Here is a 20,042-nt window from a genome sequence, read left to right as displayed (position 1 = left end):
AAATCGATGCGCTCATATGAACGGGCAACTGGTATAAATTTTCCTTGCTTGCTGTGTCTACGCTGACAGATGCTGCGCAAAATTCATACCAGCTGCACTGTATCGGTTTTAAAGTGAGTTAACTATATAAAAAGTCAATAATAACTCGGCGCGCCTGCTCATCAGCAACAACCCTTTCGATATAGCAGTAGCACGACTGATCAGCCGCATTGACTATTGGCGCGCAGGCTTGTGATATCGTATGATTATCGCGTTGTTTGCTTTTTTTTGCCGCAGTAGACGTGTAAACTACCCCATACGTTTTTGTTGGACATCCCACTTGCTATGAAAGCCTTATTAGACTTTATTCCTTTAATTGCCTTTTTTATCGCTGCTCGTTACAGTGGTATCTTGGCGGCGGCGGGTGCACTACTGATCGCCACCATCGTCGTTTATGCCATTCACTTCATTCGGCAAAAAGGCAAATTTGATAAACAGCAATGGGTCGTTTTGTTATTGACCATTTTGTTCTGTGGTGGCACGTTATTGCTGCGTGATGATGTCTATCTACGCTGGAAGTCACCAATCATCAACGGCATCTTTGCCTTGACGCTGATTGTCAGTGCCGCGATCAATAAACCCTTGATGCAGCTGGCCATGAAAGATGTCTTTTCACTGACGATGAGCGGCTGGAAAAAACTGACTGTCGCGTGGGGGTTGTTTTTTGCCTTTATGGGCATCTTGCATTATATCACAGCGTTTATGATGTCAGATGAAGCCTGGATCAACTTTAAAACTTATGGCTGGATTCCAATTATGTTGGTGTTTGTCGTCGCTCAGTTTGCAGTACTAAAAAAGCATCTCAATCCAGCATTGACGGATAAGTCGGCAAAGTAGCAAAGTCGCGCGCGTTATTATTTCTATGATTTTATAATAATTTGCAGCGCCAGCTAAATGCCAATCGCGACCATCATGATGCCATCTTGGCACATTTGTATCGATACTCGCGATTTTTTATCAGCTTATGTGGTTAGGGCTTGTTGAACATTCACCCCTTTTATTTACTGTTTATTTTATGAGGAAGTCTCATGTCCTTATTTGCCATCATCGGTCATGACGTAGCCGATAGCCGCGCGCAGCGTCAACTCACCCGCGCTGAGCACGTCGCCCGTCTGCAGGCACTCGACCAAGAAAACCGCCTAATTATCGCAGGCCCCACCCCTATCGAACACGGTTTGGAGGCAATGTCAGGTAGCCTAATCATCGCTGACTTTGACTCTATCGAGGCGGCGCAGGCGTGGGCAAACGACGAGCCCTACCTACGTGATGGCGTCTATAGCCATGTCGATATCAGACCTTTTATTCATACGTTGCCAAAATCTGGTAACGGCGCTGCACAAGTGACCAAACCGTGAGCCGATACCCCTCTGTAATAAATACGCTTGGCCCTACGTCTGCGCTTGCTAGAGTGTTGTTGGTCATGGCGCTGGCCGCGCAGTCTGCTTATGCAGCACCGAGCGTCACCGATACGGCTGCCAGCACTGCCGCCCCTTTGGTAGAGCAAGCCGCAGCAGGTGCAGCGGGTACCAACGCCAGCCTTGATATCAATAACTCCTTGGCCGCGCAGTTGCAGCCGTCCAGTCAAGCGCTCTCCGATGCCAATCAGCAGCTCCTTAGCCGCAATGCCCAATTGCAGCGGCAAGTGAATGACTTACAAACCCAAGTCAATGTCTTGATATATGAGAGTAAGGGCCAGTTGTTTTTATATGGCGCTTTTACGGTTTTGATCAGCTTGCTTGTGGGTATTTTTATCTCGTGGCTTGTGTTTGTCCGCCGTGAGCGCTGGTAGTTTTATTTATCGTCTTTTTGCTTTGTCTGATGTGACCATTTATGTCTAACGCCGCCCCAAAAAACAGCCGTACATCTGCCTCCTTGCCAGATAAACAGCCAAATAGCCAGCCAGATACGCAGTCGTCAAACAGTCACTCACCACAGCCTTCTGCCATCCGCCCTGCCAAGATTGACTGGCAAATGGATGATACGGGTAATAAAGTGCCGGTATCTGGTGAGTTTGGTGATGTGTATTTTTCCCATGCCGATGGTCTCGCAGAGTCGCGTTATGTGTTTTTGGCGCACAATCAACTCGCCGAGCGCTTGGCAAACCTTGCGCCAATGCAATGCTTTAGCATCGCAGAGCTGGGGCTTGGCACAGGGCTAAATTTATTGGCAACGTGGCAGCTCTGGCGTGCGCTGCGTGACATGCATCCGCACTTAGCCACAGCGAAGCTGCATTTTATTACCACAGAAAAATTCCCGATACCGCTCACTGATCTCACTCAAATTTTAGCCTTATGGGCACAGCGTGCGCCTGAGCTGGCCGAGCTGATTGAGCAGTTTTTGGCCGCCTATCCGCCGCTCATCGCAGGCTGTCATCGCTTGCGTTTTTTTGATGACAACTTAACGGTCGATATATGGTTGGGCGATGCCGCTGACAGCTTGACGAAATTGGCATCAGGGACGCACCTAACGCCAGCGCCTGCTATCGATGCTTGGTATCTGGACGGATTTGCGCCGTCTTGCAACAGCACCTTATGGGCTGAAAATATCTTTGCACAGATACAGCGGCTATCGTCTCCCAGCACGACCGCGGCTACTTATAGCTGCGCCGGTATCGTCAAACGCGCGCTAAAAGACTGCGGCTTTGAGATCAAAAAAGTCAAAGGCTTTGGCCGCAAGCGTGAGATGCTCACTGCCATCATGCCAGCGCCAGTAAGCGATGAGACGTATGAACACACTGATAATCGAGCGGCTGACCACCAAGCTATAGATAATGGCCATAGTATCGTCATTGGTGCTGGTATCTCAGGGCTGATGATGGCATGGACGCTGGCCAATCGCGGCATCCAGGTGACCTTGCTGGATAAAACGGCACCGTTGGCAGGGGCGTCAGGCAATCCGCGCGCCCTACTCGCGCCCAAAATGACGCCCATCCATCATGTCGACGAGCATCTGCATACTATCGGCTATCTCTATAGTAGCAGACTATATCGAACGCTCAATGACAAGGCTACGCAGCAGCAGCTAGCGCCAGTGCTTGAGCCGACAGGCGCGCTCGATTTGCTGATAAAAGCCAATATCGGCACCGAGCAGATTGCAGATTATCCAGATGAGATGGCCACCACGCTACCACATGCGCAGGCACAAAGCATCAGCGGACTAACCGCGCAAGACTTAACAGAAAACTTATATTTACCACAGTCCGGCTTGGTCAATCCGCACGCCTTAAAAGACATCATCCTGACGCACCCGCTCATCCGCTTTCAGCAAATAAACGTTTACGATATTAGCGAGACGGCGCAAACCGCTACGATTAAAGGTAATGATCAGGATGATAGTATCGTCTCTCTTGATGCCGATAACGTGGTGATTTGCGCCGCATTTGAGAGTCATAAGCTAGATCGGCGCATTTTTGATTGCCGAAAAATACGCGGTCAGCTCTCTTGGTTTACGCCGACCGCCGCCGAGCTTACAAACTTACCGAAAGTACCACTTAAATACAGCGGTTACTGCGCCCCCTTTACCGCGCACGCTGGCGATAACGAGTTGAACGATGTAGCAGAAGGTGCAATGCATTTATTGTTAGGGGCGAGTTTCGTGCGTAATGACACAAGCACCGATATTCGTGATGAAGAGCATCAGATTAGCCGTGACAAGCTCGTCACTGCCATTCCTGAGATGGCAGCAGTGATTCCAACAGATACCACTCTGTGGCGGGGACGTGCAGGCATTCGCACGCAAACGCCTGATTATCATCCAATGGTTGGGCTGTTGGTAGATAGTAAGCGGCTTTGGACAATGAGTGCAATGGGCGCAAAAGGCTATGCATTAGCCCCCATATGCGCTGAGGCCTTGGCAGATATGATGCTTGGCTCGTTTGCACCATTATCGGCAGCGATGCAAGCACGCCTATCGCCGAACCGTACACGCTTGCAAACGCCGCTTGCAGACTAGGGCGTGTCCTCATTTTAAAAACGGCGATAAAAATGAGATAAATTGCCGCCAAATAAGAAAGATAGCGCAGATAATATCGAGATATTCGTCAGCTATTTGACACCGCTTGGCCAGATTTAGCCACTTTTAGCCCATTTAGAGGGCTATCGATTGAATTGAGGACACGCCCTAGTTTAAAGAAAATACCATCACAAAAAAAACCACTATTTATTCTATAAGATACCGTTGGCGTGGTCGTGGATTGTTCCTATTGGTTTACTGTGCTTAAATATCGCTATCTTACTAGACAAGCAGCGCCTTATGACGACCCTAGCCCCTACATTGACGAGCTTTCTAAGAGCCATCCCTTCAAGTGCCATGTCTCAACATGCGCGGCGCCTTTATCTTTTGTTGCCTGCTGCCGTGCTCAGCCTGCAACTAGCAGCTTGTCAAGAAACGCCCGCGCCCACTGACGATACTCAAACTGAGATCCGTACCCAACCAGTAGCGACCACAAATACTGATACCGATCATGCTGGTAGCGATGAGGCACACACGGCGCACACTCAGATTGAGCCAATAACAGCAACCGACCATGACGTTAGCCTAACGGAATTAGAAAGCGATCTTGACGGTGCAGCGCCGGCTGCCTCCGATACACCCGATACACCCGATACGCCGCCTACCCCAAACCCAGAGCAAGCCATTAAAGGCGCGCAAATCACCGACGTGCGTTATATAAGCGCAGCTGGTGAGTCATTATCTGTCACTTTTGAGACCTCGGCGGCGGGCGTACTCAATGCCATTGTCACCTTGCCCAATAAATCAACGATGACCCTAAGCGGCCCAGAAGGCCAAGGCAATAACCCAACGTATCGCTCAAGCGATGGTGATGTTCAATTGGTCAGTCATGCAGGTGGCGGCAGTATCGACCTGATTAAAAACGATAAAGTCAAAAGCTTTGAAGCCATCAGCGCTGATGCTGAAGTCATCACTGAGTAAATTACCAACTGGCAACTTATTAAAAGTCAAATGCCTTAAGCCTCTTCAAAAGAATATTTTAAGCAATAAAAAAGGCGGCACACGTTACTATCGTGTGTCGCCTCTTTCATGACTGCTTATTTTTAGCCAAAACCCGTTGTCTTGCCAAATACCTCGACCAACCAACTCATAAGTGCCCACAGCCCCCACGCGATCATCGCGATGACGATAAGGCCGATGATGTCTGGGATATGCAGATACACCCAAGCCACAATAGGATTACGCCAAAAGCGACTTTGCTGCTGCTTGTCTTCTAATGATTGATGCAAAAACGGCCGATCCATATGCATGGTTTCGGTGATGCCATATTCATCATGTAGATGCTCATGGACGATGCCCAAGGTCTTGCGGCTGGGACGTATAAAGATATCCAGCAATGTGCCGATACCAGGGACGATACCGACCACCATATCGATCAGCGCCAGTCTCACTGCAGGCGTCATCTTATGTGCCGGTACGCCTAGCTGACGACCTAATATAAAGGCATAGCTGGTCAACGCCAGCCCCGCCAAATCCCCTGCCAGCGGAATGGTTGACAGCGCGGCATCAGCGCCCATGCCTTGCTTGGTAAATGGCACCCGCACCAATGAGTCCATAGTGTTGGCAAATTTGGCCAGTTTACGCTCGGTGGCGATGACCTGCGCGCGCGTCAGTCCATGTTCAGCAAGCTTGGCTTGATAATCGACGCTTGGGCCGTTGGGTTCTACCCGTTTTCTCGCTTTTGACTTTGGTAGCTTGTTGAATTTATCCATTAAAAGTCGTCCATAGACACGCAATTGCGATAAGTGCAAAGACATAGCGCCCGACCCAGATATTGGCCAAAAACGCCTGAAAACAAGGCATCGCATGACGCGTGGCACAAGCGCTGTTTTGCTTAGCAAACATCATCGCCACCAGCGCTAGGCCAAATACTGGCGTGATGCCAAGCGACGTCGGTGCAAAATAATGCCACATCACCACGCCCATAATGAGCAAAAATAGCATCTGTAGTAGCGAGATGATAACGACATCATAGCGGCCAAAGAGTATCGCCGTTGATTTAACCCCAATCTTTAAATCGTCCTCACGGTCCGCCATGGCATACTGGGTATCGTAAGCTACCGTCCAGCACATATAAGCGATAAACAACAGCCAACACCAGATATCAGGCGCGCCTTGTATCGCGACATACGCCATCGGTATCGCCCAGCCAAACGCGGCGGCCAAAAACACTTGCGGCAAATGGGTATAGCGCTTCATAAAGGGGTAAATAAAGGCCAATATGACCGCCCCTAACGACCAATAAAACACTGCAATAGGCAAAAAAAACAATAAACTGGCGCTGAGTAAGACGAGTATCACAAAAGCTGCGATGGCTTCTTTGGCAGACAGGCGACCATCTGCTAATGGTCGGCCTTTGGTACGAGACACATGACCGTCGACCTTACGATCGGCAAAGTCGTTAATCGCACAGCCTGCCGCCCGCATAAAAATCGCCCCGAGCGCAAATAATACAAATACTTTTAGGCTGGGCAAACCTGCTATCGCCCCTTGCTGCTGCGCCTCACCCATCGCCGCCAGCATCACGCCCCACAGCGTCGGCCAAAGTAGCAACTCTATACCGACTGGTTTATCAAAACGGGTCAACTGCAGGTAGGCATGTAGTTTGTCTGAAAATGTCATGGTATTTTAATTATCATCAATAAAAAGTTAGGTAATCAGCTTATATGCTCGGATAAGATTACTGGATCTGCTGCCATAATTTATTGGCTTCGATCAGCGACAACTCAGGATATTTTTTTCGCAGCGCTTTGATAGCAGCCACTTTATTATTTTGCGTTGTTTTAGCTTGATTATGCAGATAACTCAAATACTCTTGTGGACCTCTGAGTGCTTTAAGTGATGCTTCCAGCCGAAGCAGCCGAGTACGCAGTATGATATTTATCAATAATAACCCTGCTCCCATGATCCATATGACTAACGCTGACATTCCGGCTCCTATATCCATTAACTCTAAACACTCAAGCGGATTAATTGAGTCCATTCATCCTAATAATAAACGTCTATCACACAAAATAACCATCAAAGCGCACCGCTTCGTTATGCCAACTCTCATTGGGTGGTTGATTGGCAAGTGCTGAGGCAAGCTGTGGACGCTTTACCACCACGCGGCCTTGTTTGTCACTATCTCCAACGATAGCTTGCGCATGTTGTAGCAGTTGACGCTCTTCCTCCAGTGTCGGCGGGCTTGCCAACTGGTGCAAGGCTTGCATATGCTTGCCGACTTTTGCGCCTTTGCCGGTCTTGCTGTCTTGGTAGCTGTCTTCTGGAAACATCGGATCTAGATAGACCACATCGACGGCTTTAGTCGCACCTGTCATATCAGCTGGTAAGGTGGCAAAGTAGCTGAGCGCATCGGTATTGATGATGTGTAGACGGCTCATCAGCTTTTGCCAATTGCGCTGTGCGCTCATGCGCTGCTGCTCTACCAACAATAGCAATGCCATCAACGGCTGCTGCTCGAGCATGGTGACTTGTGCACCGGTGCTGGCCAATATCAAGCTGTCATGACCAAAGCCTGCGGTGGCATCGATAACGCGGCTGTCCGCTGTGACCTTCGCTGCTTGCAGCAATAGCTCAGATTTGCGCCCAGCGCTTACCACGCGGCGCTGCAATTTATCCCATTCTGGCGCCACGCTTAGCCCATCGCTTAGCCACGATAGCTTGTCTTTTTGATCCAATACTAAAACAGGTACGCTGGAGGTTTGGCTTAACTGCTGGCGACGTTTTTGAGTGAGCTTATCGTGCAATCGCTTAGTATTTAAGACAATGGGCAGCTGGTGCTGTACTATCAAGGCTTGCAAGCGCTCAATCTGTGCTTGCTGGCTATCGCTGATATAAAACAGGTGACAGTAACTTTGCACATTAGGAGGGTTAGCTGCTGGTCGCGGCGCGCTCATGACTATTTCTCTCTATTTATTGCTTGTATAACCACAAATCATCGCGCCCATTTAGCCTGCCATTTGATAGCCAAATAACCAAGACGCCAACAATACGATGACTCCAGTGATAATCCGTAGCCATGCAAAAATCGTAAAATCACGGCGACTGACCCATGCTACCAGCCAGCGAATACAAAGCAGCGCGACGATAAATGACACCACTGTGCCTACGCCCAATACCAGCCAGTCTTCGCGACTGCTCAATACATCACCGTGTTTGAGCAAGTCTAATAATGCAGCACCCACAATGACCGGAATCCCCAAAAAGAATGAAAACTCAGCCGAAGCCTTGCGCGAGACGCCAAGCCACAGCGCACCAATGATGGTCGCCCCTGAGCGAGAGGTTCCTGGAATGAGAGCCAGACATTGAAACAATCCTATCATCAGCGCTGTCTTTAGACTGACGTCTTCGGCCTCACATGCAATGACGGTCTTAGGGCGTTTTTCGACATAAAAAATCAGCAGACCACCGATGATAAGCATGATAGCGACTGTGATCGGATTAAACAGATAAGTCTTAATCTCATCGGCAAAAGTAAAGCCCACCAGCATCACCGGAATAGTGGCGACAATCAGACTCAGCCCCAGCTGCCGTGGGTTGCTCATGCCAGCGGCCTTGCCAGTCAGCAGACCCATAAACGCTTGCCAGAGCCGCCCCCAGTAGTCGTAAATGACCGCCAAAATCGCACCAAGCTGCACCACCACCACAAACAAATCAACTTTGTCTTTGCTCCAAAACCCCATGACATCGGCTGACAAAATCATATAGCCGGTACTAGAGATGGGCAAAAACTCAGTGATACCTTCAACGATACCCATGATGACAGCTTGAATTAGTAAAATGATATCCACGGTGGTATTCCTAAACCCAGATTGACAGGTGACTGAGTATAATTTTCGCGATGTTGTTATCGTCTATACGGCTAGCCGCAGTTAGGCCTTGCCTTGCTCTTTGAGGGTTTTCCATGCTTGGTTGCGCAGATACTTTGGTAGCGCATGTGCCGCATCGGTACCGCCAGTATGCATAAATTGGGCGATACCAATCTGCCCTATCACCACGGCGTCCGGCCAGACATCATCATGACACACCTGACCGTCTTGTGGTTTGAGTAATACTGAGCCATTACCAGCGATAGGTAAATTAAGCGTCGTCTGACTGTCATAATCGAGCAGCTGCTCTGTGCTTTCGTCATCAGCCGTCGACACTGGCTGCATAATGGCGGCTGTCTCTTCGGTCTGCTTTATCTTATAGTGACCAAAATATACTTGCTGCATCCGCGCATCAAGGGCGCTATAAACCTCTGTCACGCCATACTGCTGATACGCGCATTGGGCAATGGCCTGCAGGCTTGAGACACCAACGCAAGGCAGATCATGCGCCACAGACAACGCTTGCACCACGGCGGTATTGATACGTATGCCGCTAAACGCGCCAGGGCCACGGTTAAATATTAATGCGTGTATATCCGCAAGCTTTAGATTGGCCTCCAACAAGGCGGCATCAATCATCGGTAAGATTTGCTGGGTTTGCTGACGTTTGCCGCTCTCTGTATGAGCGGACAATACCTGTCCACTGGCATCTAAAACGGCGATCGAACACTGATCAAACACGGTATCCATTGCTAAAAACATCACAACCTCAATTTTGTCGCTCGGCACAAAACTTATGCCCTAATAAATCAGCGCCTATCATAGCATTTAGGATAGGCAAGTTTTATGAATTTCTACGTTTTTCATACTTTCTTTATCAGTACCAACCCACGCTTGGCAAATATAAAAGACCCCAAAGCCGTCACAGCTTTGAGGTCTTTTTGATGGTCGTTATACCTGCCGTATTCATAATACTGACGACCATACTGACGACCATGACCGCCAATCAAGGTTTAAAAGCGCGTTTTGAACTTTTTGGGCGCTTGGTTTTGTAGCTCTTGCATCTGCTTTTGCATCTCTTCGGTGCTCGGCATGTTGTTTGGATCCAGCCCCATTTGCTTTGCCATCTGTGCAGGGTTCACGTCTTTAGCGCCGCCTTTCTGACCACCGCCAAACAGTGGGCCGCCGCCAGATCCGCCGCCGCCCATCAAGCCTTGCATCGACTTCATCATTTTACTGATGCCTTCTGGCTTTGAGATCATTTTCATCATCTTTGCCATTTGTTTGTGCTGCTTTAGTAAGCGGTTGACGTCTTGAATCTCGCGCCCAGAGCCTGCGGCAATACGGCGCTTGCGGCTTGGGTTGATCTTATCTGGGTTTTTACGCTCAAATGGCGTCATAGAATTAATCAACGCCTCCATTTCACGTACTTTTTCTTCAGGTTTGGCATCCTCGACCGCTTTTTGCATGTCTGAGCCGCCCATACCTGGCATCTTATCCAAAAAGCCTGCCATGCCGCCCATGCTCTTCATTTGCTGAAATTGGGTCAACAGATCCTCAAGGTCAAAATCGCCGCCCTTTTGTATCTTTTTCGCCATTTTTTCGGCTTTATCACGGTCGATTTTTTGTTCGACTTCTTCGACCAGACTCAGTACGTCACCCATACCGAGGATACGCTGGGCGATACGCTCAGGATGAAAGAGTTCTAAGGCGTCCAGCTTTTCGCCGCGACCCAAAAACTTAATCGGCTTGCCTGTGATGGCACGTACAGACAACGCCGCACCGCCGCGCGCATCACCATCGGTCTTGGTGAGGATCACGCCTGTTAGCGGTAGCGCATCATTAAAGGCTTTGGCAGTGTTGGCGGCATCTTGACCTGTCATTGCATCGACGACAAACAACGTCTCAGACGGATTGACCGCAGCCGTTAATGCCTTGATCTCATCCATCATGGTGTCGTCAATGTGCAAACGACCCGCGGTATCGATAATCAAGATATCTTGGTATTGGATTTTGGCTTCTTCGATAGCGCGGCGGGCGATATCTATCGGGTTTTCATCCGTGCTTGAGTTGACAAACTTGGCATTGACCTGACCGGCCACCTGCTCAAGCTGCTTAATCGCGGCTGGACGATAGACGTCCGCTGAGACCAGCATGACTTTTTTCTTTTGCCGCTCTTGTAAGTACTTGGCAAGCTTACCTGCCGTGGTGGTTTTACCCGCCCCTTGTAGGCCTGCTAATAGATAGACAACCGGCGGTTTGCCCGTCATCTCAAGCGTTTGGTTGGCACTGCCCATCATTTCGGTTAGCTCGTCATGGACGATTTTGACAAAGGCTTGGCCAGGTGCCAACTCTTTGAGCACCTCTGCCCCTAGCGCCTGCTCTTTGACACGTTTGACAAAGTCTCGGGTGACAGGTAGCGCCACGTCAGCCTCTAGTAATGCCATACGCACTTCGCGCAGCGTGTCTTTGATATTGTCTTCAGTCAGTTGTCCAGATCCTACGATATTACGTAGGCTCGACGATAAGCGTTCTGTTAAGGTATCAAACATAAATAACTCTCAGTTAAAATAATACAGTTAAAATAGTTGTTCGTTAAATCAGCGCTTAGTAAACCAGTTAACCGATTTATCAATAATATCAGGGTGTCTGAACATATTAAGGGGCGCTCTTAGCACAAGCCCTTATGAGATGGCCACAAAAAAACAGCAGATAATCCTTACTATACCATTAAGACGATACGGTACTTATGGTCGTTTTGCAGAGGTTTAAACCCTCTTGCTGCGGATAATGCGGCCACCAAGCATTTATCAAGAATAAGTAAGATGGTACTCAATTGCCACCCATTTTATGATAAATTGGAGGATTATTCTAATCATTCCGATAATACCACTTTGGTGATACATTGAGCGGTCATGTTGCGCTCAGTATGAGATGAGGTTTTATATCTGTGCACTTTGCATTCTTACTTGCTAGCCTGACTTATATAGCGGTCAGCGTTTACATCGGTTGGGCGCTGATTGCTGATAAACCTATCTACAAAGGCCGCAGTCTAGGCTTATTGCTGCTCGGGATGGCCGCGCATGCCGCGCTACTTTATCCATCTGTGGTGACGTTGTATGGCCTAAATTTTAATTTGTTTAACGTCATCAGCCTGATCAGCTTATTTTTCTTGTGTTTTTATGTGCTGTTTAGCCTGTATCGCCCGATTGTCAGTCTCGGCATTTTGGCGGCACCGACCGCGCTGGCAGGCATGACCATCGGCTATGTCGGCCGTGCCCCCTATCAGCCCATTACCGATATCAGCCTCGGGCTTGAGACCCACATTTTACTGTCGCTGGCGGCCTATTGTGTGCTCTTGATGGCGGCGGTGCAGGCGCTGTTTTTACGGCTACAAATCCGCGAGCTTAAGCACAAAACCATCCACCGATTTTGGGTCAATAAGCTGCCATCTCTACAAAGTATGGAGAGCTTGTTGTTTGATATGCTCTTAGTTGGTTTTGTCTTGCTTAGTATCGCACTGGGGATTGGCTTTATTTACGTACAGGACTTGATGGCGCAGCATATCGTCCACAAAACCGTGTTTAGCCTGCTGTCTTGGTTGTTATTTGGTGGCTTATTATTCGGTCATTGGCGCGCAGGCTGGCGCGGCAAACGTGCGGCCAATATCACCATTTATGCTTTTATCCTGCTGGCCATCGGTTTTGTTGGTAGCAAGTTTGTATTAGAGATGCTGCTATAATTGGTATTTTCAAGCAGCAAACATAAAAAGGCCGCCAGTCATGATAGAAGATGACTGGCGGCCTTTTTACTAACTTACAGTGATTTCAGCACTATTTGATTACATACCTTAATTAAACACCACGGTTTTATTACCCGCCACAATCACGCGGTTTTGTACATGCCAGTTGACTGCACGTGCCAAGACATTGCGCTCGATATCACGGCCAATAGCGCGCAGCTCCGCCACGCCCTGACGATGGGTGACGCGGTGTACGTCTTGCTCGATGATAGGTCCTTGATCGAGCTCGGCGGTGACATAGTGCGCTGTTGCGCCGATAAGTTTGACACCTTTGTCATAAGCCTGACGATAAGGGTCGGCACCGACAAACGCTGGCAAAAATGAGTGATGGATATTAATCACCTGCATCGGCCAGCGTTTGACAAAATCGGACGACAATATCTGCATATAACGCGCCAATACCAATAAGTCATTGCCTGCCATCAGCGTATGAATCTGCTCTTCAGCATCTGCTTTGTTGTCCTTCGTCACCGGTACATGATGAAAAGTGATGCCAAAGTTTTCTACCGCTTGGCGCAGGTCTGGATGATTGCTGACCACACAAGTAATATCACAATCGAGCAAGCCGCGCTGATGACGCCATAACAAGTCCAATAACGCATGATCGAACTTTGACACCAAAATACCGACCTTGGTTTTGATGGCATTGTTGTGTAGCCGCCACGTCATGTTGTGGCGCTTAGCAACCGTATGCGCAAAACTGGCCTCAAAGTTATCCATAATTTCGCCCAAGCCTGCCAAAGCAAACTCTAAACGCATAAAGTACTGCCCGCCCTCATGCGCGGTGGAATACTGATCCAAGGTAATGATGTTCGCGCCATAGCGATGGATAAACTCAGATACCGCTTGGACGATGCCCGCTTGGTCGCGGCACTTAATGAGTAGCGTCGCCGTATCGATAGCCGCTGTCGTTTGCGAAGATTTTGCTGATGTACTTGGCAATGACACAGCTGGCGATGACACAGCTGCATTGTTGCTCGAGGTGGTGTTACTTGGTGTTGTTTTACTTAGCATAATGCGCCCAATTCAAAAAACAAAGCTGTCAGCTTTACATGCTCATGCTGATAGCAAAAATCTAATAAAAGTATAGGAAACCGACTATTCTAATCGTTTTTGCAAAACTTTGCTGATTGAGTTGGTTGTATTTGGTTATTAAGATTTTAAATGCAAAAACCCCCAACGCAGGGTTGGGGGTTTTGTAAAGCGTAACCTCAAAGATATAATATTTTTAGTTAACTTTTAATACTCTAGAAAAACCAAACCCATTATTACTTACATTAATAGTTGAACCAAGCTCAAATGCTTTATTAAAGTCTATAATATAAGTATTAAAGCCTGTACTTGGAGTATTGGCCGTACCCTGACCTTCAATAGTCACATTATAGTCTGGTGAGTAAGGCGACAAAGTTACTCTAGTATTTGATGTGTTTTCATTAATAGTGACACTCATACTATTGGTACAGGTCGCACCACCATGACCGAAGGGGCTAGTATTATCAAGCCAAGGCGTTATCAGAGTTGACCCATTTATGACCAAATCATTTACTGATGTAGGAAGCTGATAATTGATACTTTGTACGTTTTCACTACCATTCAAGAGAGTTGTGACATCAAAACGTACTTTTACCCAGTTAGAATAACGTAGTGGATAACGGATTTCGAAATCAGCACGACCTTCTGCGTTTGTCATAAACGTATAATTATCATCTGCAAGCTGCCCATTGACTAAAATAGCCACAGGGTTAATCGCTTCTAGCGTGCCATTATTGTTTTTATCTTCATTTAAAGTCGAATCACTATCTAAAGTATAGTTGTAATTAGCATCTTCAGTAGGATACCAAACAGATTTTAGTGGTACTGGCATTTTTTCGGAGAACACTTTCGGTTCTGGTGTAGTAGTCTTTATCACATTGCCGAACTCGTCAAGCTCATCAATATCAGCAGCTTGATAAGTAGTTGTACTATCTAATAAACAATATATACCTTGAGCATACTCAGTGGCATAAGACTTAATCGATACTGCTTGATTCGGGACAGCACGTCCTGAGCCATCCATAACCGATATCGAACCACGTACCGTATAGTAAATATCATCAGAAGATAACTTATTAGAGAGTGCTAAAGTAGTATATACCGCTTCTTCTGATACAGTAATAGTTGTCGTTTTAGCAGGAATATTAAACTTATCATCGAGTAGTCGAGCATTGATAACTACCTTATTAATAGGAGTACTGGCATTGGCTGTATAGACAACACGCGCCTCACCTCTACTATTCGTCACCGCTGTTGCAGCCGATAATCGACCTGCTGATGAGTCCGCCGAACGACTAAAGACTACCGTCTGACCTTCTACAGGTACATCGTTTTTATCTTTGACTGTCGCTACCACTTCGGTGCTGCCACCAGGAGTGATAACCGACTTCACTGCTTGAAATAGTAATTTATCAGGCGTTGTAGCACGGAAACGGGTATCAACTGTGGTTTGATACTTAGGCTGACCATTAACATTTTCACCGAGTACAGTTGCTTGTAGTACAGTAATACCAGCAAGCTCTGACGTTAAGGTAACAGGTATCGTAATAATATTGCCACTTATGTCATTGGCAGTAATAGTTTTGGTAACGATGACATTATTGCTAACAGCACTACCACTAGCAAACGTACCTAGTGTGGTTTGCACCTCGACTTGCTTACCAATTAACTCCGCTGCTTGAGCAGCTGTATCTCGACGGATTTGAACCTTAACGGTATGGGCTTTATTGACATCGTAGACATTTGTAATATCGATAAAGCTGATACCTGCCTGTGAGACTTTAACCAAATCGATACTGCTAATACTTCGCTGAATATTGATACGATCCTCACCAATAGCACGAGCAAATACACGTAAGTTACCATTGCTATCAAAGGTCAAATCAGCTTCGTTAATAGTAAATACTGCTTGACCATCTACATTGCTAACAGCAGTCGCACTAGAGTGGATAACATCACCGTTCGCATTAACTAGCTCCATACCAGCATTGGCAATAGCACGTCCTGCACTATCCACTAATGTGGTTGTAATAGTAGTAGAAGCATCATCTTTTAAATTGGCTTCTGTAGCTGTAAGGGCAACCTCTGTACCGATAGCTGATAAGCTTACGGACTTCTCTTCACGTACTTGCATACTGACTTTGCCATCTTCATCGTATTGTGGCGTTACGATTTTAGCGTGAACCACCACGTCATGGTTCAAACGTGAGTTGATAGAGTTGGCTGCTAAGATAACACCGACGTCAACCTGACCATTAGCATTAGTAGTTACCATGCTTGGTGTAGTTAAAGCGGCACCACTAGCTTCTAAGTTTTCAATACTTAACTGTACAGGCACCCCTGCTAAGACACCGCCTTTGCTGTCGGTCACACGGAAGGTAGCATTGGTCTGATCGCCTCCTGTGTTTAATGTAGATTTATCAGAGGACGCTATAATCTGATAATTATCAATCGTTGCTGTATCTACTGCCACAATATAGTTTTGTGTCAACTTAGTGTTTTCGGCTGTAATAGTACTAGCTGTAAGCTTAATTCCTGCTTCAAGTACTGCTTGGTTGACGCCGTCATTATTTTCTAACTTAAGATCAAAGGTTGCTACACCATCGCCATTCGTTACAGCCGTGTTACTGGTGATCATCACACCAGTTTGTAGAGGATTGTTAACATTTAAACGCACCTCACGATTGGCAATGCTGCCATCTTCATTTTCTAGACGTACAAACACTTTGAATGTATCGCCTTTAGTATTGACTACTTTATTTGCGCCCATGGTCAACGTTTCAGTCGTTGTAGTCGGAGCCATAGTACCCACTGAGCTTGCTTGCGTAACAATATTGCCATTAGCATCAGCAGCTGATAAGGCAATATTTATACTACTGCCAATGGCAGCTTTTTGTTCATCGGTTAAACTATTAGGAACGGCTATAGTGAATACCGCCTTACCTGAGTTATCAGTAGTCTGACTACCATTAGATACCAAGGTCACACCCTTACTAGCAACAGCAGCTGGCAGGGCTAAAAATACTTTTTGATCTACAGCAATATTGCCTTTCTTATCTTTTGCGATGACCTCAACTTGTGTTTCACCACCATTTAGGTTTAACTTATTTGATGCGTTCACCAATAAAGAAATGGCCGCTGTCATAGACTGGATTTTGATTTTGACCTGTTGTTGTTTACCCGTTAGTGTCTCTGTCAAGGTCGCCGTCAAAGCTTCTTTGTTAAGCGCCTCTTTTTCTGCATCTGTTAAATCATTTGACACTAAGATGTCAAAACCAACCAAGCCATTATCATCAGTATTAGCGTTTATGTTGGCTGAACCCTTGTGTCCATTTACAGTGAATAAACTTGCCAAAGCTTTATTGTCAAATACTAATTTAACTGGCTGATTGGCTATTTGAGTATCAGTTGACAGGTTGTTGAGTTGAGCTTGTATTGTTGCAATATCGCCTACATTATTAAGAATAAATCCTGGTTGATTATCAATATTATTGGTCGCATTTAAAACATTTAAACTCACGCTAGGCGTCGTAATTTTTACTGTTTTTATATCAGACTTATAAGTAATATTGTTTTCAACATAAGAGAGCTGATACTTAAACCCTGCGCTTTTTAAATCTGCTCGTTGTACAGCTGTCAAACCTTCTGGAACTTTTATAGCAAAGGTAGTCTCACCACTAAAATCTGTATTGGTTGTGCCCTGAGCTACTGTAATTCCGTACTCTTTAGCTTTTGCATCCAACTGGATGGTTACGGCTTTTGCTTCTACTGGTGTAGCATTGCTACCTTTAGTCATTAATTTAACGCCCACATTACCGCTGCCGCCTATCTCACTAATTGTAGGCGTTGTGATAGAAGAAAACTGAATACTGGTAGCTGGTCGCTCGACTTTAATATTTTGAATGATTTTAGACTGAGTTCCGTCCTGATCAGTTACGACAGCCGTATAACCAATGCCCGATTTAATAAGTTGATCGCGTTGTATTTGACTTAAGCTCTGACTAACCTCAATGGTAAACTCAGCAATACCACTGCTGTTTGTAGTTTTTTCATTACCTTGAATGGTAATACCAGTGTTCGAACCTTCATTGAGCACAAGCTTTACCATTCTGCCAGTTGCTGCGCTGCCATTTTTGCGCTTGGCCGCAACTTGTAATTTAAATTGCTCTTCTAAAATATTTACGGTAGTAGGAATACTTTTTGCCGTTAACACAATGTCACTTTGACCAATATCCGAACCAATAGCAATACGGTCACTACTTGCTGTCATACTAGCACCAGAGGCTTCAACTGCCCTCACACTCAACACAAAACCACTCGCTTTTTCTAATGCTGCTTTTTGCGCTTCACTTAGCCCCACAGGTACACGTACTACATAGCTAACAATTCCTTTATCATTAGTAGTTTGTTCAGCACTGCCATCAATAGTAAGTAGGCCTTTACTTGTCAAAGCAGCAGGCAGGCTTGCAGATACTAACTGCTGAGCGACTGCGCCACCATTTTTATCATTTACCCTAAAGCTGACAATAGCGCTACCACCCGAGCTCGATAGCTGTTTCTTATCACTGCCTTCAAAACTGACGACATTTTTGGCAACAGGAATTTCAACCGAGACCGCAAAATCATCAGACGTTACTGAATGGTTAGGCTCTGATAATGTTACTGTATAGCTGATACCGTTTTTCGCCAATTCTTTGCGCACAGAGTCCTTGAGTCCAGAGGCTACTGTTAAAGCCACCGTTACCTGGCCATTAGCGTTTAAGACCAATTCGTTGCTTTCCAAACTCACTCCATCAGGAGCATCATTGAGCTTAACCATAACCTTAGCATTCTTAATCTCTGTGGTTACATTACCGTTTTTTGGAGTAGCTTTAATCGTTAATTGCTGTTCATCACCGTAGGCGCTCAGTGGCTTTGATATCCCCATAACACTTAACTTGTAATCAGAAGCTGGTAGTGCCACAGGTAACTTACCGGTTTTTTGCTTGGTCGCGCCACTTTGCTCTTTGATACTAATGGCATAAACGATACCGTCATCTTTTAGCAATGCATCACGGTCAGCTTTCAATAGATTTTCTTCAATTTTTATATTGAAGGTTGCGATACCATCTGTGTTTGTAATTTTATTATTACCACCGATAATAGAGACGCCTTTGATACTATCAATACCGAGTCCAACTGTGACATTTTCAACACGGGCACCCTTACTGTTTTTAGCAACAACCGTCAATTGAGCATTATCACCATAAGGGTTTAAAGCATTCGTAGAGACTGAGCTTGTTGTTAAGACAGAAGAGATATCAAGCTTACTTTCAACAATTTGTGTCCCGCCACTACCTTTTTCATTGACAGCGACTTTGAGCTCTTGCGGCGCTACTGCTGTGCCATCTGCTCTCTTAGCAGTCGCAACTAAGGTAAAGCCGTTTTTTATTAAGGCACTTTTATCTGTTACTGCTTGTGGATTGAGCTTTAATGAATATATAGCATTACCATCTTGATCAGTAGTCTGAGTGCTCTGCCCTTCAATCGTAATACCGTTGTTTTTTGAATCTACTACTTGCAGCGTTACGGCTTTACCGACCATTGCACCACCAGAGCTGACTTCAGCAGCCTTAACAGCTACACTAAAAACGGTTGGCTCGTCAGACAATTCAACAATTTTATTAGGCAATACTGTTATCTTTTGCAAAAAGAAGTCTGGCTCGACATCCGGTACTTGCTCGCTACCGCCACCATTACCATTTTCACCACCTGTACCAGGCTGGACCCCTAAGTCAGGGGCAGGAGCAACAGAATCCACTGTGTCTCCATCACCACCGCCGCCACAACCTGCCAAAGCCAATGCGCACGTCAAAGAAGTGAGCTGAAAGAGTTTAGAAGAAAGAGGTAATGAACTATATGACATATTTGGAACTCCGCATCGGCAGTAATTTATTCGCGCAAATAAGCAAGATATCATTGTCTAGAATCATGACAGACTGATAATGATACATAGAATTACAGTAAGGTTGGTTGTATTAACAGATTGTATTAAATATATAACAGCAACTTTACTGACTTTTGTTATAACTTACAACTAAAAAATGAATCTTTACTATTAAATAATCAACAACATAGACGGCTCATTTCAGGGTATAATAGTTACCCTTTAGACCGACGATAATCATAAAAATATTTGAGTATTCATCTGTTTTATGGTATAAATGTCGGCTTTAAAATTTTCTGAATTGGTGGGTCTGTTATTTGCCTTTAGTAACAGTCATATCAGCTCAACCTTCATATAGTTTTGTTTGGTGCAAAGCTGCCGCTTGCTGTGTCCATGCCGCAAAAACGCGCAACTTGCCCAG

Annotated in this window: 15 protein-coding genes; 6 read left to right on the top strand and 9 right to left on the bottom strand. The window is 46.2% G+C overall.

The features are described 5' to 3' along the window. The first annotated feature begins 324 nt into the window (after positions 1–324). From ispZ to J3491_RS06860, 5 genes are all read left to right on the top strand, one after another. Positions 325–876, top strand: coding sequence for a septation protein IspZ (gene ispZ, locus J3491_RS06880; RefSeq protein ID WP_100749956.1), 552 nt, complete (start codon positions 325–327; stop codon positions 874–876). Positions 877–1,067: 191 nt separating this feature from the next. After that, entirely contained in the window at positions 1,068–1,394 is a 327-nt protein-coding gene (locus J3491_RS06875; protein ID WP_075100499.1) for a YciI family protein, read from the top strand. Further along, on the top strand, positions 1,391–1,828 hold the full coding sequence (locus J3491_RS06870) for an SH3 domain-containing protein (protein WP_075100498.1): 438 nt from the start codon (positions 1,391–1,393) through the stop codon (positions 1,826–1,828). Before J3491_RS06875 ends, J3491_RS06870 begins: the two co-directional genes overlap by 4 nt. Before the next feature lie 182 nt (positions 1,829–2,010). Continuing rightward, on the top strand, positions 2,011–3,990 hold the full coding sequence (gene mnmC1, locus J3491_RS06865; RefSeq protein WP_243456203.1) for an FAD-dependent 5-carboxymethylaminomethyl-2-thiouridine(34) oxidoreductase MnmC1: 1,980 nt from the start codon (positions 2,011–2,013) through the stop codon (positions 3,988–3,990). A gap of 300 nt (positions 3,991–4,290) precedes the next feature. Next, the gene (locus tag J3491_RS06860) at positions 4,291–4,971 is read left to right on the top strand and encodes a hypothetical protein (RefSeq protein WP_243456197.1); all 681 of its coding nucleotides are present in this window, start codon (positions 4,291–4,293) and stop codon (positions 4,969–4,971) included. Positions 4,972–5,093: 122 nt separating this feature from the next. On the opposite strand, the gene J3491_RS06855 is transcribed toward J3491_RS06860, so the two are convergent. The 7 genes from J3491_RS06855 to ffh all read right to left on the bottom strand — a co-directional run bounded on the left by J3491_RS06855 (position 5,094) and on the right by ffh (position 11,413). Then, positions 5,094–5,762, bottom strand: coding sequence for a DUF4112 domain-containing protein (locus J3491_RS06855; RefSeq protein WP_207969626.1), 669 nt, complete (start codon positions 5,760–5,762; stop codon positions 5,094–5,096). Beyond that, a complete protein-coding gene (gene ubiA, locus J3491_RS06850) occupies positions 5,755–6,672 on the bottom strand; it encodes a 4-hydroxybenzoate octaprenyltransferase (RefSeq protein ID WP_207969625.1) in 918 nt (305 codons plus the stop codon). Before ubiA ends, J3491_RS06855 begins: the two co-directional genes overlap by 8 nt. A 58-nt stretch (positions 6,673–6,730) precedes the next feature. Next, on the bottom strand, positions 6,731–6,979 hold the full coding sequence (locus J3491_RS06845) for a hypothetical protein (protein WP_207969624.1): 249 nt from the start codon (positions 6,977–6,979) through the stop codon (positions 6,731–6,733). A gap of 76 nt (positions 6,980–7,055) precedes the next feature. Next, positions 7,056–7,949: a class I SAM-dependent methyltransferase gene (locus tag J3491_RS06840; protein ID WP_207969623.1), complete on the bottom strand. Its 894-nt coding sequence runs from the start codon at positions 7,947–7,949 to the stop codon at positions 7,056–7,058. 51 nt (positions 7,950–8,000) lie between these two features. Then, complete coding sequence (locus tag J3491_RS06835; protein WP_075100492.1) at positions 8,001–8,843, bottom strand: undecaprenyl-diphosphate phosphatase; 843 nt, start codon at positions 8,841–8,843, stop codon at positions 8,001–8,003. A gap of 81 nt (positions 8,844–8,924) precedes the next feature. Continuing rightward, complete coding sequence (gene tsaB, locus J3491_RS06830) at positions 8,925–9,623, bottom strand: tRNA (adenosine(37)-N6)-threonylcarbamoyltransferase complex dimerization subunit type 1 TsaB (protein WP_075100746.1); 699 nt, start codon at positions 9,621–9,623, stop codon at positions 8,925–8,927. Between the two features lie 251 nt (positions 9,624–9,874). Next, positions 9,875–11,413 (bottom strand): signal recognition particle protein, encoded by a 1,539-nt coding sequence (ffh, locus tag J3491_RS06825; protein WP_207969622.1) that lies wholly within the window; start codon positions 11,411–11,413, stop codon positions 9,875–9,877. A gap of 398 nt (positions 11,414–11,811) precedes the next feature. Between ffh and J3491_RS06820 the strand changes: the two genes are divergently transcribed. Continuing rightward, positions 11,812–12,603, top strand: coding sequence for a cytochrome c biogenesis protein CcsA (locus J3491_RS06820; RefSeq protein ID WP_207969621.1), 792 nt, complete (start codon positions 11,812–11,814; stop codon positions 12,601–12,603). A 108-nt stretch (positions 12,604–12,711) separates the two neighbouring features. On the opposite strand, the gene purU is transcribed toward J3491_RS06820, so the two are convergent. Both purU and J3491_RS06810 read right to left on the bottom strand, forming a co-directional pair. Next, on the bottom strand, positions 12,712–13,677 hold the full coding sequence (gene purU, locus J3491_RS06815) for a formyltetrahydrofolate deformylase (protein ID WP_243456195.1): 966 nt from the start codon (positions 13,675–13,677) through the stop codon (positions 12,712–12,714). Between the two features lie 214 nt (positions 13,678–13,891). Then, entirely contained in the window at positions 13,892–19,600 is a 5,709-nt protein-coding gene (locus tag J3491_RS06810) for an Ig-like domain-containing protein (protein WP_207969620.1), read from the bottom strand. Positions 19,601–20,042: the final 442 nt, after the last annotated feature.

It is taken from the genome of Psychrobacter halodurans, assembly GCF_017498075.1.
Taxonomy (GTDB): Bacteria; Pseudomonadota; Gammaproteobacteria; order Pseudomonadales; family Moraxellaceae; genus Psychrobacter; species Psychrobacter celer.
This window is presented reverse-complemented; position numbering and strand designations above follow the sequence as displayed.

Bases quoted from the DNA above. Each gene is read 5' to 3' on its own strand.
- ispZ (WP_100749956.1), top strand. From the start codon at position 325: ATGAAAGCCTTATTAGACTTTATTCCTTTAATTGCCTTTTTTATCGCT.
- J3491_RS06875 (WP_075100499.1), top strand. From the start codon at position 1,068: ATGTCCTTATTTGCCATCATCGGTCATGACGTAGCCGATAGCCGCGCG.
- mnmC1 (WP_243456203.1), top strand. From the start codon at position 2,011: ATGGATGATACGGGTAATAAAGTGCCGGTATCTGGTGAGTTTGGTGAT.
- J3491_RS06860 (WP_243456197.1), top strand. From the start codon at position 4,291: ATGACGACCCTAGCCCCTACATTGACGAGCTTTCTAAGAGCCATCCCT.
- J3491_RS06855 (WP_207969626.1), bottom strand. From the start codon at position 5,762: ATGGATAAATTCAACAAGCTACCAAAGTCAAAAGCGAGAAAACGGGTA.
- ubiA (WP_207969625.1), bottom strand. From the start codon at position 6,672: ATGACATTTTCAGACAAACTACATGCCTACCTGCAGTTGACCCGTTTT.
- J3491_RS06845 (WP_207969624.1), bottom strand. From the start codon at position 6,979: ATGTCAGCGTTAGTCATATGGATCATGGGAGCAGGGTTATTATTGATA.
- J3491_RS06840 (WP_207969623.1), bottom strand. From the start codon at position 7,949: ATGAGCGCGCCGCGACCAGCAGCTAACCCTCCTAATGTGCAAAGTTAC.
- tsaB (WP_075100746.1), bottom strand. From the start codon at position 9,623: ATGTTTTTAGCAATGGATACCGTGTTTGATCAGTGTTCGATCGCCGTT.
- ffh (WP_207969622.1), bottom strand. From the start codon at position 11,413: ATGTTTGATACCTTAACAGAACGCTTATCGTCGAGCCTACGTAATATC.
- purU (WP_243456195.1), bottom strand. From the start codon at position 13,677: ATGCTAAGTAAAACAACACCAAGTAACACCACCTCGAGCAACAATGCA.
- J3491_RS06810 (WP_207969620.1), bottom strand. From the start codon at position 19,600: ATGTCATATAGTTCATTACCTCTTTCTTCTAAACTCTTTCAGCTCACT.